This is a genomic window from Burkholderiales bacterium (assembly GCA_015075645.1).
GTDB lineage: Bacteria > Pseudomonadota > Gammaproteobacteria > Burkholderiales > Casimicrobiaceae > VBCG01.
In genome coordinates this window covers 210,385-227,715 of sequence record JABTUF010000003.1, presented here as the reverse complement: position 1 = coordinate 227,715, position 17,331 = coordinate 210,385, and the positions used below count along the sequence as shown (strand labels likewise).

16 protein-coding genes are annotated in these 17,331 nt (G+C 71.3%); 9 read left to right on the top strand and 7 right to left on the bottom strand.

The genetic code is table 11. The features are described 5' to 3' along the window. Positions 1–56: 56 nt before the first annotated feature. From HS109_07965 to HS109_07935, 7 genes are read left to right on the top strand one after another with little or no spacing between them, the layout of a single operon-like run. Positions 57–1,055: an ABC transporter substrate-binding protein gene (locus tag HS109_07965; GenBank protein MBE7522307.1), complete on the top strand. Its 999-nt coding sequence runs from the start codon at positions 57–59 to the stop codon at positions 1,053–1,055. An 18-nt stretch (positions 1,056–1,073) separates the two neighbouring features. Continuing rightward, complete coding sequence (locus tag HS109_07960; protein ID MBE7522306.1) at positions 1,074–2,780, top strand: iron ABC transporter permease; 1,707 nt, start codon at positions 1,074–1,076, stop codon at positions 2,778–2,780. Next, on the top strand, positions 2,768–3,835 hold the full coding sequence (locus HS109_07955) for an ABC transporter ATP-binding protein (GenBank protein ID MBE7522305.1): 1,068 nt from the start codon (positions 2,768–2,770) through the stop codon (positions 3,833–3,835). Before HS109_07960 ends, HS109_07955 begins: the two co-directional genes overlap by 13 nt. 3 nt (positions 3,836–3,838) lie before the next feature. Beyond that, positions 3,839–4,993: an MBL fold metallo-hydrolase gene (locus HS109_07950; protein ID MBE7522304.1), complete on the top strand. Its 1,155-nt coding sequence runs from the start codon at positions 3,839–3,841 to the stop codon at positions 4,991–4,993. Further along, on the top strand, positions 4,993–5,787 hold the full coding sequence (locus HS109_07945; protein ID MBE7522303.1) for a 5'/3'-nucleotidase SurE: 795 nt from the start codon (positions 4,993–4,995) through the stop codon (positions 5,785–5,787). Before HS109_07950 ends, HS109_07945 begins: the two co-directional genes overlap by 1 nt. 1 nt (position 5,788) lies before the next feature. Further along, positions 5,789–7,192: a flavodoxin-dependent (E)-4-hydroxy-3-methylbut-2-enyl-diphosphate synthase gene (ispG, locus tag HS109_07940; GenBank protein ID MBE7522302.1), complete on the top strand. Its 1,404-nt coding sequence runs from the start codon at positions 5,789–5,791 to the stop codon at positions 7,190–7,192. Between the two features lie 6 nt (positions 7,193–7,198). Then, entirely contained in the window at positions 7,199–7,897 is a 699-nt protein-coding gene (locus HS109_07935) for a 2-C-methyl-D-erythritol 4-phosphate cytidylyltransferase (GenBank protein ID MBE7522301.1), read from the top strand. A 21-nt stretch (positions 7,898–7,918) separates the two neighbouring features. On the opposite strand, the gene HS109_07930 is transcribed toward HS109_07935, so the two are convergent. Continuing rightward, positions 7,919–8,644 (bottom strand): 16S rRNA (uracil(1498)-N(3))-methyltransferase, encoded by a 726-nt coding sequence (locus HS109_07930; GenBank protein MBE7522300.1) that lies wholly within the window; start codon positions 8,642–8,644, stop codon positions 7,919–7,921. Between the two features lie 96 nt (positions 8,645–8,740). Here HS109_07930 and HS109_07925 point away from each other — a divergent pair, with 96 nt between their 5' ends. Further along, complete coding sequence (locus HS109_07925; GenBank protein ID MBE7522299.1) at positions 8,741–9,292, top strand: thioredoxin family protein; 552 nt, start codon at positions 8,741–8,743, stop codon at positions 9,290–9,292. A gap of 4 nt (positions 9,293–9,296) precedes the next feature. Here HS109_07925 and HS109_07920 read toward each other — a convergent pair whose 3' ends face one another. Genes HS109_07920 through HS109_07905 form a run of 4 tightly spaced genes read right to left on the bottom strand, consistent with a single transcriptional unit; the run spans position 9,297 to position 13,240 of the window. Continuing rightward, positions 9,297–10,079, bottom strand: a complete 783-nt coding sequence (locus tag HS109_07920) for a DUF2189 domain-containing protein (GenBank protein ID MBE7522298.1) — start codon at positions 10,077–10,079, stop codon at positions 9,297–9,299. Beyond that, the gene (locus tag HS109_07915) at positions 10,076–10,864 is read right to left on the bottom strand and encodes an alpha/beta hydrolase (protein MBE7522297.1); all 789 of its coding nucleotides are present in this window, start codon (positions 10,862–10,864) and stop codon (positions 10,076–10,078) included. The genes HS109_07920 and HS109_07915 overlap by 4 nt, the downstream gene beginning before the upstream one ends. Beyond that, a complete protein-coding gene (locus HS109_07910) occupies positions 10,861–11,907 on the bottom strand; it encodes a 2-hydroxyacid dehydrogenase (protein ID MBE7522296.1) in 1,047 nt (348 codons plus the stop codon). Before HS109_07910 ends, HS109_07915 begins: the two co-directional genes overlap by 4 nt. A 10-nt stretch (positions 11,908–11,917) precedes the next feature. Then, the gene (locus tag HS109_07905) at positions 11,918–13,240 is read right to left on the bottom strand and encodes an O-acetylhomoserine aminocarboxypropyltransferase (protein MBE7522295.1); all 1,323 of its coding nucleotides are present in this window, start codon (positions 13,238–13,240) and stop codon (positions 11,918–11,920) included. A 207-nt stretch (positions 13,241–13,447) separates the two neighbouring features. On the opposite strand from HS109_07905, the gene HS109_07900 reads away from it, so the two are divergent. Next, entirely contained in the window at positions 13,448–14,566 is a 1,119-nt protein-coding gene (locus HS109_07900) for a PA0069 family radical SAM protein (protein MBE7522294.1), read from the top strand. Positions 14,567–14,732: 166 nt separating this feature from the next. On the opposite strand, the gene HS109_07895 is transcribed toward HS109_07900, so the two are convergent. Together HS109_07895 and HS109_07890 are read right to left on the bottom strand one after the other, a co-directional pair. Then, positions 14,733–16,460 (bottom strand): acetolactate synthase catalytic subunit, encoded by a 1,728-nt coding sequence (locus HS109_07895; protein ID MBE7522293.1) that lies wholly within the window; start codon positions 16,458–16,460, stop codon positions 14,733–14,735. A gap of 88 nt (positions 16,461–16,548) precedes the next feature. Then, positions 16,549–17,325, bottom strand: coding sequence for an enoyl-CoA hydratase/isomerase family protein (locus HS109_07890; GenBank protein MBE7522292.1), 777 nt, complete (start codon positions 17,323–17,325; stop codon positions 16,549–16,551). Positions 17,326–17,331 lie beyond the last annotated feature (6 nt).

The following is a 17,331-nucleotide window of genomic DNA, read 5'->3' as shown; positions in this document are numbered from 1 at the left end:
GAGGCATCGGATAATCGGGGGGCGGGTCCCACGACGCCCCGCGCAACGAGGAGGAAATGACGATGGTTTCGCGCCGCACTGTTCTCGCCTTCGCGACCCTCGCCGCGACGCTCGCCTTCGGCGGCGCGCAGGCGCAGGCGCCGTCGGGCAAGCTCGTCCTGTACACGTCGCAGCCGGAGCGCGACGCCACCCGGACGGTGGAGGCGTTCCGCAAGGTCCACCCGCAGGTCGAGGTCGACGTGTTCCGCTCGGGCACGACCGAGGTGATGGGCAAGCTCGCCGCGGAGTTCGCCGCGGGCGCGCCCCGGCCCGACGTGCTGCTGCTCGCCGACGCCGCGACGATGGAGACGCTCAAGAAGGACGGCCGCCTCCTCGCCTATCCGCAGGCGAAGGTCGACGGCATCGACCCGGGCGTGATCGACGCCGATCGCACCTACTTCGGATCCAAGCTCATCACCACCGGCATCGCGGTCAACACCGCGGCGAAGAGCCGGCCCGCCTCGTGGGCGGACCTCGCGAAGCCCGAGTACAAGGGCCAGATCGCGATGCCGAGCCCGCTTTATTCCGGCGCGGCGGCGATCATGCTCGGCACGATGACCGAGCGGTCGGACCTGGGCTGGTCGTTCTTCGAGAAGCTCAAGGCCGCCGACGCGGTCGCGGTGCGCGGCAACGGCGCCGTGCTGAACGCGGTTGCCAACGGCGAGAAGTCCTACGGCGTGCTCGTCGACTTCATGGCGTTCAACGCGAAGGCCAAGGGCTCGCCGATCGACTTCGTGTTCCCGACCGAGGGCAATCCGGCGGTGACCGAGCCGGTGGCGATCCTGAAGACGACGCACAACGCCGCCGCCGCGCGCGCGTTCGTCGACTTCATCCTGTCCGACGAGGGCCAGAAGCTCGCGGCTTCGATGGGCTACATCCCGGCGCGCACGAGCGTCGGCATGCCGTCCTGGTATCCGGCCGGCGTCACGATCAAGCTGATGCCCACGAACATCGCCGAGGTCGCGCGGGACAACAGCGAGAATCTCAAGCGTTTCGCGCAGATCTTCGGCAAGTAGTCCGGGCCGGGCGCGCGCATGACGGAGCGAGCGGGCGCGCGCGAGCGGGGCGAGCAGGTCGCGCTGCTCTGGGCGCTCTCGGCCGTCGTCTTCGTCCTCTCCGCGCTGCCCCTCGCGCGCCTGCTCTTCGAGGGCATCGCGCCGAGGGGCAGCCTCTCGCCCGACACGCTCGCGCGCGTCCTCTCCGATCCGACGACCTGGACCGCGACCGCGCACAGCCTCGTCACCGCGCTCGGCGGCACCGCGCTCGCGGTGCTGGTCGGGACCGTGGCGGCGCTCGCCGTCTCGCTGACCGACGTCCGGTGCCGCAGCGCGTTCGTCTTCTGCTTCGTGGCGCCGCTGCTCCTCGCGCCGCAGGTCGTGGCGCTCGCCTGGCTGCAGCTCTTCGGCCCCTCGAGCACGCTGCTCAAGGTCGTCGGGCTCGCACCGCCGCTCGGCCAGCGCAATCCGCTCTACTCGGCGGGCGGGATCATGCTGGTCCTGGGCGTGCAGTACGCGCCGCTCGTGTTCCTCACGCTCCGCGCCGGCCTGCGGACGCTGCCCCAGGAACTGATCGAGGCCGGGCTCGCGGGCGGCGCTCGTCCGCTCGGCGTGCTGCGCACGATCGTGCTGCCGCTGATGACGCCGCCGCTCCTCGCGGGCATCGCGCTCTGCTTCGTCTCCTGCCTCGGCAACTTCGGCATCCCGGCGCTCCTCGGCATTCCCGGCAACTACCTGGTGCTGCCGACGCTCATCTACCAGCGGCTCGCCGGGCTCGGGCCCGACGCGCTCTCGGACGTCGCGGTCCTCTCGGCCCTGATCGGCGCGATCGCGCTCGCCGGCATCCTGGCGCAGGACACGCTCCTGCGCCGCCGCGATTTCCGCACGACCACGTCGACCGCCATGGCGCGCGCGTTCGAACTCGGACGCTTGCGGCTGCCGGCCGAGCTGGCGCTCTGGGCGCTCGCTGGCTTCGTGCTGGTCGCCCCGCTCGTCGCGCTGGTGCTGACCTCGCTCGTTCCCGCGCTCGGCGTGCCGCTCACCGCCGGTTCCGCGACGCTCGACAATTTCCGCTTCGTGCTGTTCGAGCACGCGGCCACGCGCCGCGCCTTCGTGAACAGCTTCAGCCTGTCGATGAGCGCGGCCGTGCTGATCGCGGTGGTGGCGATCCCGCTCGCCTACTTCCTCGTCTGGCAGAAGAGCCCGGCGCTGCGGGTGCTCGGATTCCTCACCGAGATTCCCTACGCGCTGCCCGGCGTCGTGCTGGCGATCGCCGCGATCCTCGTGTTCCTGAAGCCGCTGCCGATCGTCGGCCTCTCGCTCTACAACACGATCTGGATCATCTTCTTCTGCTACCTCGGCCGCTTCCTCGCGCTGGGCCTGCGGCCGGTGGCGAGCGGCTACCACCACCTCGACCGCACGCTCGAGGAGGCGGCGCAGATCACCGGCGCGCGCTTCCTCCGGCGACTGCGGACGGTCATCGCGCCGCTCGTCGCGCCGACCGCCGCCGCGGGAGCACTGCTCATCTTCCTCACCGCGTTCAACGAACTCACCGTCTCCGCGCTCCTGTGGTCGACCGGCGCGGAGACGCTCGGCGTCGTGTTCTTCTCGTTCCAGCAGGGCGGAGACTCGACCTACGCGTCCGCGCTCGGGACGCTCACGATCCTCCTGAGCTTCACGCTCATGCTCTCGACGCTCCTCTTCGCGCGCAGGCTGCCGCGCGGCGTGCTGCCATGGCAAGACTGACCGTCGAACGGCTGACCAAGTCGTTCGGAACCACGCGCGTCCTCGACGACGTGACGCTCGCGGTGAACGACGGCGAACTCGTCGCGATCCTCGGTCCGTCGGGCTGCGGCAAGACGACGCTGCTGCGCCAGGTCGCGGGCTTCGACAAGCCCGATGCCGGCCGCATCCTGATCGGCGAGGCGGAGGTCTCCGGCCCCGGCGGCCACCTGCCGCCCGAGCGCCGGCGCATCGGCATCGTGTTCCAGTCCTACGCGCTGTGGCCGCACATGAGCGTCGCCGGGAACGTCGCCTACGGCCTCGCGGTCGCCGGCGTCCGCGAGCCGGAGCGGACGCGCCGCGTGAAGGCCGCGCTCGCGCTGGTCGGCCTCGAAGGCTTCGACGATCGCCCTCCCGCGATGCTGTCGGGCGGCCAGCGCCAGCGCGTCGCGCTCGCGCGCTGCCTCGTCACCGAGCCCTCGCTCGTGCTCCTCGACGAGCCGCTCGCGAACCTCGACGTCCACCTCCGCGCGACGATGGAGCGCGAGTTCGCGCGCTTCCACGAGCGGACCGGCACCACGATGCTCTACATCACGCACGACCAGGCGGAGGCGATGGCGCTCGCGAACCGGATCGCGGTGATGGATCGCGGCCGCGTGCTCCAGTTCGCGACGCCCTCCGAGCTCTACCGTTCTCCCTGCGACGAAACGGTCGCGCGCTTCGTCGGCGAGGGCATGGTCGTTCCGGTCGAGGTACGCGAGGCCGCGGCGGGCGCCTGCGCGGCGACCCTCTACGGCACGACTCTGCGCCTTCGTTGCGCCCCGACGCAACGCGCGGGCGCGGCGAAGGCGTGCCTGCGTGCCGAGAGCCTGCGCGTCACGACCGATCCCGCGCGGGGCTTCCCTGCGCTCGTGCGGACGGTCACCTACGAAGGCGGGCGCTTCCGCGTGGAGGCCGAAGTCCAGGGCGCGGGCGAGATGCTCCACTTCCACGCGATCGAGCCGTGCGCGCTCGCCCCGGGCGCGTCCATCCGTCTCGAGGCGGACGACGGCTGGGTCATCGCGGCGCGTGACGGCTGACCGATGCGGCTCGCGCTGCACGGCGGGTTCGGCGAGAAGGGACGCACGTCGCTCGGCGTCGACGCGCGCGGCGGTCGCGTGCTGCTCGACGCCGGCGTCATGACCAGCGCGCGCGGCACGCCGGACTACTGGCCCGCGATCCCGCCCGAGGCCTTGCGCGCGCTCGACGCGATCGTCGTCACGCATGCGCACGAGGACCACGCGGGCGCGCTCGGCTGGTGCCTCGCCAACGGCTTCGCGGGCCGCATCCTGATGAGCGGGGCGGCGCGCGCCGGGTGCGAGGACATCGTCGCCGCCTACGACAGCCCGGACGCCGCGCGGAAACTGCGCGCGGCGAGGATCGAGGAGCTCCCGGTCGGAGCCGACGCCGCGGAGGTCGGCGCGCTGCGTCTGTCGACCGGACGCTCGGGCCACATCAGCGGCGGCCTCTGGTGCCTCGTCGACGACGGGAGCACGCGGCTCCTCTATTGCGGCGACGTGGTCCCGGCGAGCCCGGTCTTCGCGATGGATCCGCTGCCCGACGGCGATGCGCTGATCCTCGACGCCTCCTACGGCGACGACGCGACGAGCGCGCCCGCGCGGGCCGCGGAGATCGCGGGATGGGTGCGCGCGCATCCGCAGGGATCGATCCTCCCGACGCCGCTCTTCGGCCGCTCGCTCGAGCTCTTCGCGCTGCTGCGCGAGCACCTGGCGCTCGCTCCCGGGATGCGCGAGGCGCTCGCCGCGCAGATCGACGCGGCCGAGTGGCTCGCCCGGGGAGTCGCCGACCGGCTGCGGAGCGCGCTTGCACGGACGCCGTCGTGCGGCACGAACGAACCGCTGCCGCGTGCCGCGATACTCTGCGACGATGGCATGGGCATGAGCGGTCCTTCGCGCGAACTGCTCGAGGTCGCGGCGCGCAACGGCCACCCGGTGCTCCTCACCGGCCACGTGCCCGACGCGAGCCCCGCGCATCGATTGCTCGAATCGGGAGCGGCGCAGTGGATCCGCCTGCCCACCCACCCGACGCTCGCGCAGAACCTCGCGATCGCCGCGGCGTCGCGCGCGCGCCTCGTGCTCGGCCACTCGTGCGAGCGCGACGCGCTCGCGCGTCTCGCGCGCCATCTCCCGCGCCTCGACGCCGATGCGATGACCGGCGCCGTGCTCGAGCTCGACTGATGCGCGTCCTCGTCTGCAACGACGATGGCGTCGACGCTCCGGGGATCGCGCGCGCCGCGGCCGCGGCGCGCACGCTGGCCGACGACGTCTGGATCGTCGCGCCGGAGGTGAAGTGGACCGCGGCGAGCCATCGCGTTTCGTTCGACCGCGACCTCGTGCTGACGCGCCGCGCGCCGCGGACCTGGTCGTGCTCGGGAACGCCCGCGGATTGCGTCGTCGCGGCGATGTCCGCGATCGAAGGCGGCCTCGCCCCCGACCTCGTGGTCGCCGGCATCAACGACAAGCGCAACGTCGGCGAGGATCTCGCCTATTCGGGCACGCTCGCGATCGCGCGCGAGGCGACGATGCGCGGCGTGCCGGCGATCGCGCTGTCGCGCGACGATTGGCCCGCCGACGCGAGCGCCGACGAAGCAGAGGTCGGGACACTTCTCCGCCTCCTGTGGTCGGAACGTGCCACCTGGCTCGCTCCGGGCGCGTGGCTCTCGGTCAACCTGCCCGCGCGGCTTCCCGCCCCCCTCCGGCAGGCGACGCTCGCCCGCGACAAGATCGCCTCCGCCGCGGACGTCACCGAGCGCACGCACGAGCGGATCGTGTTCCGCCTGCGCCGCGGGCGGCCGGGCGGTGCCCGCGAAGGGGACGAGAACGCGCTCCTCGCGCTCGGCGCCGTCGTCGTGGTACGCCACCGATGGGACGCGGCGGCGCCGCTGCCGGAGGCGCTCGTCGGAGCGTGGTCCGCGACGTTCGCGTCGGGTGCGGCTCCCCCGGGTTTGGAAGCCCCGGGCGAATCGACGTAGAATGACGGGTTCCCGTCGGCTGGACCCGGGTTTCCCCGGGTCCCGGTGTCGGCGCCCCACGCTCCCGTTATCCGAACGCGCTCCGCCGCCACCCGTTCCGAGGTCAAGCCAATTGACGGGCCCCATCAGCCGCTCCCCGATCGCCCGACGTCGCACCCGGATCGCCCGCGTGGGAGGCATTCCCATCGGCGGCGGCCATCCGATCGTCGTGCAGTCGATGACCAACACCGAGACGACGAACGTCGCGGTGACGGTCGCGCAGGTGAAGGCGCTGGCGGAGGCGGGCTCCGAGCTGGTGCGCATCGCCGTGAACACGCCGGAGGCCGCGGCCGCGGTGCCGGCGATCTACGAGCGGCTCGAGGCGCAGGGCTGCCACGTCCCGCTGATCGGCGACTTCCACTTCAACGGCCACAAGCTCCTGTCGAACTATCCGGAATGCGCCCAGGCGCTCGCGAAGTACCGGATCAATCCGGGCAACGTCGGCAAAGGCAGCCGGCACGACCCGCAGTTCGCGGTGATGGTCGAGCGCGCGATCGACTACGGGAAGCCGGTGCGCATCGGCGTCAACTGGGGCAGCCTCGACCAGGACCTGCTGGCGAGCCTGATGGACGAGAACGCGCGCTCGCCGACGCCCCTCGACGCCGCGCACGTGCTGCGCGAGGCGCTCGTGGTCTCGGCGCTGCGCAGCGCGCAGTTCGCGGAAGCGCTGGGACTCCCCGGCGATCGCATCGTGCTCGCCTGCAAGGTGTCGAACGTGCAGGACCTGATCGCCGTCTACACCGAACTCGCCGCGCGCTGCGACTATCCGCTGCACCTCGGCCTCACCGAGGCAGGCATGGGCAGCAAGGGCATCGTCGCCTCGACGGCGGCGCTCGCCGTGCTGCTGCAGCAAGGCATCGGCGACACGATCCGCATCTCGCTCACCCCGGAGGTCGACGGCGTCCGCACGCGCGAGGTGATCGTCGCGCAGGAGATCCTGCAGACGATGGGCCTGCGCTCGTTCACGCCGATGGTGAGCGCGTGCCCCGGCTGCGGGCGCACGTCGAGCCACTATTTCCAGACGCTGGCCGACCGGATCCAGCGCTGGCTGCGTGAACAGATGCCGGTCTGGAAGACCCAGTACCCGGGCGTCGAGAAGATGTCGGTCGCGGTGATGGGCTGCGTGGTCAACGGCCCGGGCGAATCGAAGATGGCCAACATCGGCATCAGCCTGCCGGGCAGCGGCGAGTCGCCGGTCGCCCCGGTGTTCGTCGACGGGCACAAGACGGTGACGCTCAAGGGCGAGCGCATCGCCGAGGAGTTCGCCGAGGTCATCCTCGACTACGTGCGGGCGACCTACGGCGGGCAGACGCCCGCGGCGCACCTCCTGCCCAGGAAGAAGACGATCCCGATCCGCTCGGAGTAGGCAGCGGTGGTCCGGATCTTCGCGCTCGTCCCCGCGGCGGGCAACGGAGCGCGCTTCGGAGGCGGCAAGCCCAAGCAGTACGCGACGATCGAGGACAAGCCGATCCTCCAGCACGCGATCGAGCGCCTCGCCGCCGCGCTGCCGATCGCGCGCACCTACGTCGCGCTCTCGCCCCACGATGCCTGGTTCGCCCAGGACGTGACCGTCGGCGCCGGCGTCGTCGCGCTGCGCTGCGGCGGCGCCACGCGCGCGGAGAGCGTCGCGCACGCGCTCGAGCGCATCGAGGACATCCGCAACGACGACTGGGTCCTCGTGCACGACGCGGTGCGGCCGTGCATCGACGCCGAATCGCTGCAGCGCCTGGTGCGCGAGATCGGAGAGGACGAGGTCGGCGGGCTCCTCGCCGTGCCTTCCGCCGCGACGCTCAAGCGCGCCGACGGCGAAGGGCGTTGCCTGCGCACCGAGTCGCGCGAGGGCATCTGGCACGCGCAGACGCCGCAGATGTTCCGCTACGCGGTGCTGCGCGAGGCGCTGTCGCGGCCGGACGCCTCGAAGGTCACCGACGAGGCGCAGGCGGTCGAGGCCCTGGGCTTGCGCCCGCGCCTCGTCGAGGGCAGCCGCACCAACGTGAAGGTCACGTTCGCCGACGACCTCGTGCTCGCGAAGGCGATCTTCATCGCGCAGCGCGAGCGCGGTTCCGCCTGACGCCTGGGGACCCGCGCACGCTCAGCGCAGGTCGCCACTGCCCGCCTGCAGCACCGAGAGCGCCGCGACGCATGCCGTCTCGGCCTTGAGGACGCGCGGTCCGAGCGCGGCCGCGCGCAGGCCCGAGCGGAGCGCGGCGTCGACCTCGCGCGCATCGAATCCTCCTTCGGGCCCCACGAGGAGATCGAGAACGCCTGCGGGGGCGATCGTAGCGAGCGAAACGTTCGCCTCCGGCACGAGGACGACGCCCGGCGTCGCGCGACCCCGCGCGGCCAGCCAGTCGTCGAGCGGCCGCGGCGCCTCGATCGGCGGTATCCGGTTGCGGCCGCACTGTTCGCAGGCGGCGAGGACGATGCGCCGCCAGTGCTCGCCGCGGTTCGAGCGCGAGGCTCCCTGCGAGCGCGCGGCGACGACCGGCTCGATCGCCGCGGCGCCGAGTTCGACCGCCTTGCGCACCGCGTAGTCCATCGCGTCGGTCGCGAGCACGGCGAGCGCGAGCCGGATCGCGAGCGGCGACTCGCGCTCGATCGCGCGGTGCTCCGCCACGCGCACGCTCGCTTCCCGCCGAAGCGCCGATGCGATCGCGGCGCGCCACTCGCCGCCGGTTCCGTCGAACAGCGTGACCGCGTCGCCCGCGCGGAGCCGCAGCACGCGCAGGGCGTGGTGCGCCGCGCCCGCCGGGAGGACGATCTCCGCGCCTTCCGAGAGCGCGCCGAGGGCGGGATCGAGGTAAAGTCTCGGGGTCACGATCGTGCCGGTCGCGCGGATCGGGAAGCACCCGATGGATCGGCGTCGCGGCCGACGCGCGGATTGTGCCACGTGGGTCGACCCAAGGAGCACGGCATGGCAACCCTCGAAAGCCCCGCGAGCGCGCTCGGTTCCATCGCACCGCCATTCGATCTTCCCGGCGTCGACGGAGGGCGGCACACGCTCGAGAGCGTGCGCGGCCCCAACGGCCTCGTCGTGCTGTTCCTCTGCAACCACTGCCCCTACGTCAAGGCGGTGATCGACAAGATCCCGCGCGATCTCCGCGAGCTTGCCGAACTGGGTGTCGGGGGCGTCGCGATCATGAGCAACGACGTCACGGCGTTTCCCGAGGACTCGTTCGAGAACATGCGCGCGGTCGCCGCGCGCCACGGCTTCGGCTTCCCCTACCTCTACGACGAGTCGCAGGACGTCGCCCGCGCCTACGGCGCCGTGTGCACGCCGGACCTCTTCGGCTACGACCGCGACCTCCGGCTCGTCTACCGCGGGCGGCTCGACGACTCGGGGCGCCATCCGCGCGAGGGCAACCGGCGCGACCTGGTCGAAGCGATGAAGGCCGTGGTCCGGGGCGAAGGCGCCCCCGCCCTCCAGCCGGTCGCGATCGGATGCTCGATCAAGTGGCGCGACTGAAGGGTCAGCCGACGAGGTCCCGGTACGCGTGCCAGGTCGCGTGGCCGATCAGCGGCGCGGCGACGACGAGCCCGACGAACACGAGCGCGAAGCCCGCGGCGATCACCACGACGATGATCGCGCCCCAAAGCGCCATCGCCGGCAGATTCGCGCCGAACGCGCGCAGGCTGGTGAGTACGGCGACGACGCCGTCGATGTCGCGGTCGAGCATCATCGGCACCGACACCACGCTTATCGCGAACACCAGCGTCGCGAAGAACCCGCCGACGCAGGCGTAGGCGAGCAGGAACTCGAGGTTGTCGACGCCCGCGAGCTGCCCGAGGAAGCCCTCGACCGTCGGCATGCCGCTCGTGTAGAACAGCGCGAACACGACGAGCGAGGCGCGCGCCCACACGAGCAGGATCACGGCGAGCACGAGCGCGAACACGCCGATGGCGCCCACGTTCGGCCGCCACGCGTCGAGCGTCGGGGCGAGCCACGGAGGCTCGCCGCGTTCGCGCCGGCGCGACAGCGCGTACAGGCCGGTCGCGAGGAACGGCCCGGCCAGGAAGAAGCCGGTCACGAGCGCCGAGAGGTACGCGGTCGCGTACTCGAAGGTCTCGTAGACGAGCCAGCCCATCAGCGCGAAGCAGGCGCCGTAGAACGCGCTCGGCAGCGGATGCGCGCGGAAGTCGGCGGCGCCGCGCGCGAGCCAGCGGAACGGCGCGGTCGCGGCGACCGTGCGCACCGTCACGGCGGTCTTCGACCCCCGGTCGGGCTCCGCGCCGGGCGAGGGCTCGTCGCTCACAGGAACGCGCGCAGCCGGTCGAGCACGGCGTCGGGCTCTTCGGCCATCATCGAGTGGCCGGTCTCCGGCAGCGTCACCGTGCGCACGTCGGACAGCGTGTCGATCAGCGCCTTCGCGGTGCGCGGCGGGGCCATCAGGTCGCGCGCGCCGAGGATCACCAGCGCGGGGCAGCGCACCGCGGCGGCGGCCTCGAGCCCGCCGGTCCAGGCGTGGCATGCGGCGAGGTCGGCGTGGAACACGCCCGGCGGCGTGCGCTCGAGGAGCCGCATCGAGAGTCCGAGCAGCCACTGCCCGGGCACCGTGTTGCCGCCGATCTGCTTGCCGGGACTCGTCGACCAGCCGTTCACGAGTTCGTAGGCGACGTGGTCGTTCGCCTTCGCGGCGTCGAGCAGCGCGTCGCTCACCGCCATCGGCACGGCGGGACCGAGCAGCGCGATCTTCGCGACCCGCGACGGATGGCGCGCCGCACACGCGAGCGCGGCGAGCGAACCGAGCGAGTGCCCGACGATCGACGCCGTCGCGATTGCCGCGGCGTCGAGTACGGCGACGAGCCAGTCGGCGATGGCCTCGACCGAGGCGAGCGCGGGCCCCGCACTGCGACCGTGTCCGGGCAGGTCGAGCGCGAGCACGTTCATCCCGTGGTGCGCGAAGTAGCGCGATTGCAGGACCCACACCGAATGGTCGTTGCCCGCGCCGTGCACGAACAGCACCGACGGCCGCGAGGCGTCGAACGGCCGCGTGCCGGTATAGACGTAGGCCTCCCGCCCGCCGACGGTGAGCTTCACGCGGCCACCTCTGCGGGCATCCCCGGAACCGGCGAGGGCAGCGGCCGGCCGGCGAGGAACGCGTCGAGGTTCGCGACCACCGCGTCGTGCATCGCGCGCTGCGCCTCGTCGGTGTTGCCGCCGATGTGCGGCGTCATCACCACGTTCGGCAGCGCGCGCAGCGCCGCAGGCACCTGCGGTTCGCGCTCGAAGACGTCGAGTCCGGCGCCGGCGATCGTGCCGTTCGCGAGCGCGGCGACGAGCGCCGTCTCGTCGACCACCGAGCCGCGCGTGATGTTGACGACGTGTCCGTCGCGGCCGAGCGCGGCGAGCACCTGCGCGTCGACCGCGTGGTGCGTTTCCGGCCCGGCGCGCACGGCGATCATCAGCACGTCGGCCCAGTCCGCGAGCGCGAGGAGCGTCGCGTGGAACCGATGGCGGACGCCGGGGCGCGGCGCGCGTCCGTGGTAGGCGACTTCCATCTCGAAGGCCTCGCAGCGCGACGCGATCTTCGCGCCGATCGCGCCCAGGCCGTAAATGCCCGCGCGGCGCCCGGTGAGACCGCGCACCTGCACGTCGCGCCGCGACTCGAGCCCGTTCCAGTCGCCGCGGCGCACGTAGGCGTCGCGCTCCGCGATCCGCCGGACGCTCGCGATCAGGAGCCCCATCGCCATGTCGGCGACCGAGGCAGCGTTGGCGCCGGGACTGTGCGTGACCGAGGCGCCGCGCGCACGTGCCGCGTCGAGGTCGATGCCGTCGTAGCCGCTGCCGATGGACAGGATGAGCCGCAGCGACGGCAGCCCGGCGATGGCCGCGGCCGACACGTCCATGCCGCCGTACACCAGCGCGACCTGCACGCGTTCCGCATCGCTTCGAGACAGACGCTTCACCGCTGCGGGAAAGGCGACGTCGTACGGACCGATCGCGTCGAGCCGCGTCGCGAGGCGGTCGCGGAACTCGTCCGCGATTCGCGCGCCGATCAGGATGGCGGGTGGCGCGCTCACCGCCGGCTCCCGCGCACGGCGCGCCCGCCCCGCGCTCGCGCGGGCCGCGCGCGTAGCCATGCGGTGACGTTCACGCCTTGCCCGCCGCGTAGAGCGCGCGCGACAGATCCTCGACGAGGTCGTCGGGATCCTCGAGGCCGATCGACAGCCGAATCGTGCCTTCGCCGACGCCCGCGCGCGCGAGGTCCTCCGCCGACATCCGGAAGTGCGTCGTCGACGCCGGGTGGATGACGAGCGACTTCGCGTCGCCGACGTTCGCGAGGTGCGAGAAGAGCCGCAGCGCCTCGATGAACCGGCGCCCCTGGTCGCGCGTCGCCTTGAGGCCGACCGCGAAGATCGCGCCGCAGCCGCGCGGGAGCAGGCGCTTCGCGAGTTCGTGGTCCGGGTGGCCCGGCAGTTCCGGGTAGGCGATCGACTCGACCATCGGATGCTCGCGCAGGAACGCGACGATGCGCCGCGCGTTGTCGACGTGCTTCGCCATGCGCACCGGCAGCGTCTCGATCCCCTGCAGGATCTGCCACGCGGTCATCGGCGCCATGCACGCGCCGAAATCGCGGATGCCTTCGCGCCGCGCGCGCAGCAGGAACGCCGCCGTCGTCGACTCCTCGCTGAACGTCATGTCGTGGAAGCCGGCGTAGGGCTCGGTCAGTGTCGGAAATTTGTCCTTCGCTTTCGGCATCGCACCGCGGCCCTCCCAATCGAAGGTGCCGGCGTCGACGAGGAGGCCGCCGACGACCACGCCGTGCCCCGACAGGAACTTGGTCGCCGAGTGGTAGACGAGGTCGGCGCCGTGGTCGAACGGACGCATCAGCCACGGCGTCGTGAAAGTCGAGTCGACGAGGAGCGGCAGACCGTGGTCGTGCGCGAGCGCGGCCACGCGCGGCACGTCGAGCACGTCGAGGTTCGGGTTGCCGAGCGTCTCGCCGAACAGGAGCCGCGTCTGCGGCCGGATCGCCGCGCGCCAGGCGTCGAGGTCGCGCGGATCGACGAAGGTCGTCGTGATCCCGAAGCGCGGCAGCGTGTAGTCGAGCAGGTTGTGCGAGCCGCCGTAGAGCGCGCGCGAGGCGACGATGTGCGCACCCGCGCCCATCAGCGTCGCGATCGCGAGGTGCAAGGCGGCCTGCCCGCTCGCCGTCGCGATCGCGCCGACGCCGCCTTCGAGCGCGGCGATCCGTTCCTCCAGAACCGCGCAGGTCGGATTGCTGATGCGCGAGTAGACGTGCCCCGCGCGCTCCATGTTGAAGAGCGCCGCGGCGTGGTCGCTGTCGGGAAAGACGAACGACGTCGACTGGTAGATCGGCGTCGCGCGTGCGCCGGTCGCCGGGTCCGGGCGCGCGCCGGCGTGCAGCGACAGCGTGTCGAAGCCGTGGGTCCTGGGTTTGGGCGTGGACATGGAGAGGCGAAGGTGCCGCCGCGCGCGCGGCGCCGCCATCTTAGCCGATGGCTCCCTGGCCGGCGGCGCGCAGGCAAGGGTCAGTGACCGCCCACACTGGAGCCCGAGCCTCCGGCTCCGCAGGATGACTCGGAGCCTCCGCCGCAGGCGATGGATACCCGACAACGGCGACACGCGGGGCCCGACAGGTGAGCGTACAATCGTTCGATGGACCGCGCTCCCTCGTCGCCCTCGAGCCCGGGCAACCCCAGGCACGGTCGCGGCGCGACCTTCGATCCGGCGAACCGGTTCCACGACGCCACCCGCGAGTCGGTGGACGACGGCTGGGCGCCGCCGCCACCCGATCCCGCGGACGAGACGCCTTCGCGCCAGGTCCGCACGACCGTGACGATCCAGTTGGCGCGCTCGATCGTCACGCGCAACGACTCGCCCGACATCCCGTTCGACCGGTCGATCAATCCCTACCAGGGCTGCGAGCACGGCTGCATCTACTGCTATGCGCGCCCGTCGCACGCGTACCTCGACCACTCCCCGGGCATCGACTTCGAGACGAAGCTCTACGCGAAGCCCGACGCCGCGCGGCTCCTGCGCGAGGAACTCTCACGTCCGGGCTACGACGTCGCGCCGATCGCGCTCGGCACGAATACCGACCCCTACCAGCCGGTCGAGCGCGAGTGGAAGATCACGCGTTCGCTCCTCGAGGTGTTCGCGCAGGCGAAGCATCCGTTCACGATCGTCACCAAGAACGCGCTGGTCGAGCGCGACCTCGACCTGATCGCGCCGATGGCCGCGCAGGGGCTCGCGCGCGTCTACCTGTCGATCACCACGCTCGACGCCGGCCTCGCGCGCAAGCTCGAACCGCGCGCGAGCGCGCCGGCCCGACGGGTCGCGGCGCTGCGCGCGCTCTCCGCCGCGGGCGTGCCCTCCGGCGTGATGGTCGCGCCGGTGATCCCGCAACTCACCGACCGCGACCTCGAGGCGATCCTCGAGGCGGCGGCGGACGCCGGGGCGACGAGCGCCGGCTGGATCATGCTGCGCCTGCCGCGCGAAGTCGCGCCGCTCTTCCGCGACTGGCTCGCGACGCACTTCCCCGATCGCGCCGCGCACGTGATGAGCCTCGTGCAGGACATCCGCGGCGGCCGCGACTACGATGCGCGCTTCGGTGCGCGCATGAAGGGCAGCGGCGCGTTCGCCGATCTCATCGCAACACGCTTCCGCCTCGCCTGTCGCCGGCTCGGCCTCGACACCGGGCGCGACCGGTCGCCGCTCGACTGCACGAAGTTCGTGGCGCCTGCGCGTGACGAGCGGCAGCGGAGCCTGCTCTAGTGTACCGGGCCGGAAGTTCGCTTGACCGCGCGCTGGCCGGCGCGCAACGATCCGGCGAATAGTCCCCTCGCGTGGCCCCGCGCCATTGTTTGAATGCGATTCGACCCCTGGTCGTGGCCGACGGGCGGCGCCGTCGTCGAGACCATGGTCGCGCTCTGTTTGCGGATCAGGTCGATTCGACCGAGAACGACGTAATCGGCGGAAAGGCGGCTTCGTCGCAAAGCACGTCGATCACCGTGGTAACGTCGGAATTGCTCGCTTCGCGCAGCGCGGCGGCAATGTCCGCTGGACGTTCGACGCGAATTCCCGCGCAGCCCGTAGCGCGAGCGATCATCGCGTGGTCGACCGGGGAGAAATGCACCGCACTCGTATGGGCTCCGAACTTCAGGTTCTCCGCATGCTTCTGATAACCGAGGATGCCGTTGTTGAGCACCACGAGCACCACCTTGATGCGCATCCGTCGCGCGGTTTCGAGTTCGCTCCACACGTGAGCGAAGCCACCGTCACCAACGACGCAGTAGACGGCGGCATCGGGCTGGGCGACTTTCGCCCCGATGGCCATGGGAAATCCCCAACCCAACCCGGCGAGCCCCCTCGGTGTCAGGAAGCGAGCACCGGCTCTGCGCGATCGGAGGTAGTTGGCGGTCCAGATCGACGCATAGCTCGCGTCGGATACGACGATCGTGCGCTCGTCCATCGACCGATCAAGCTCGGCCATGACACGTTCGGGTCGAATCGGCAAATCGTCGCAAGCGCGCAGCGGAGCCGACTCCCGCCATGACCGCTCCTTGCCGTCCGCGATTCGGCGCTCCAGCGCTGCGCGCGCCCCGCGTCGACGCGAAAGGTCCCGGCCGCGAAGGGCCGCGACGAGCGCGAGAATGGTTTCCCTCGCGTCACCGACCAGTCGCAGCGCCTCGTAGTTGCGTCCGATCTCGCTGCCGTCCACGTCGATGTGGACGTACTTGGCGTTGCGGGGATAGAGCTGCCACGAATCGGTCGCGTTCTGGTTGGTTCTCGTGCCGACGAGGATCACCAGGCTCGCGTCCTCGACGACGTCGCGCAAATACCGCGTCGCGCTGTTCCGGCCCATGAAATAGCCCACGACTCCGACCGAGAGCGGATGACGCTCGTCGACCGCGCCCTTGCCCATCACCGTGGTGGCAACCGGGACATGAGCGGTCTCCTGCAACTCCGCGAGCGCCTGCTGTGCGCGCGACGAATGCACGCCGCCACCCGCGATGATGACCGGTCGTTCGGCCGCCGCTATCGAGTCGGCCGCCTCCGCGATGCGATCCGCGGCCGCAACGCTTCGGTCGAGCGGGTAGGCCCCCAGATTCAGCTGCCGCGTCGGTGGTGGCCCGGGCTGCAACAGCACATCGGCAGGCAGGAGCAAAGCCACCGGTCCCGGCCTGCCCCCGCATGCGTTCGCGAACGCCTGGTCGACGTAATCGTCGACACGCGACCCCGCGACCACACGCCTCGTCCACTTGGTGCACGACGCGAAGAGTGCGACGTGGTCGAGTTCCTGAAAGGCGTTGCGGTCGGCCTGGTCACGATTCACGTCCTGGACCAGCGCGACCAGCGGGATCGACGCCTTCAGCGCTTCGGCCAGAGGAGGAACCAGCAGCGTTGCCGCCGGTCCGTTCTGGGCCGTCACGACTCCAACGCGCCCGGAAACGCGCGCGTATCCGTCCGCCATGCAACCGCCCGCATTCTCGGTCCGATACGCGACCTGTACGATCCCGAGCTCCTCGCATGCCAGGTGCAGCATGCTGGGCAGACTCTGGCCGAACACGTGGCTCACGCCGTGTCGCAGCAGGCTTCTCGCGATCGAATGCGCAACGGTGTCCCTGAACTTCAAACCCGGTGCGCCAAGTGGGGATGGAGCCGACATGTCGCCTGCCTCTCGCTGCATTCAGTGAAGTTCCGTTCCGCCGCGGCGCGTCGGACCGATCACGCGCCGTCTCGAGCGCGGATTCGACTCAGCCCGCACCGACCAGGGCCAGGCCTTCGAGCGCGAGTCCATACGGAAGCAGGTCGCGCATCTGGCGACGCAACAACTCCGTCAGCAGAACCCTTGCGTATCGACGGTTCAGCTCAGGCTGGCGCGCAAGCTGACGAGCGAGCTCCCAGGCGCGCGGCAACAGCTTTTCCCGGGGGAGGATCTCGTTGACGAGCCCTGCCTCCTTCGCCTCCACGGCATTCAGTATCTGGCCGGTGAGCAGAAAATACCGGGCCCGGTTGTATCCCATGGCGAGCTGGAATGCGACGTGCACGCCATCGCCCGGTACCAGTCCTCCAGCGTAGTGACCCGAGTCCTGAAACGTCGCCTCCTCCGCCGCCAGCACGATGTCGCACATGATCGGCAGTTCGGCATGCCGCACCGCCGGACCGTTGACGGCGCTGATCATCGGCACGTCGATCGCCAGCATGTTCATCAGGAAGTTGACCGACTCCCAACCCTGCTCGCCCCACTCGTCCGGCGTCATGCGATGGTGCCGTCTGTGGATCGCGGGAACCGCCGTCGGTCCGGAGAACTCGCTTCCCGTCCCCGTCACGATCACGATCTTGTTCTCGCGATCACGGGCGATGTTGAGAAAGGCGTCCTCGATCTCGGCGTGCGGGTCGAAGCCCCAGCGCAGCGGGCCCCCTTGCGTGTGAAAGGCGACCTCCAGGATCCCCTCCTCTCGCCGCATCTTGATGTGGCCGTACTTGGTGCGATAGTCGTCGAACTGCGCCCTCAGATGCTTGAGATCCATCTTTTC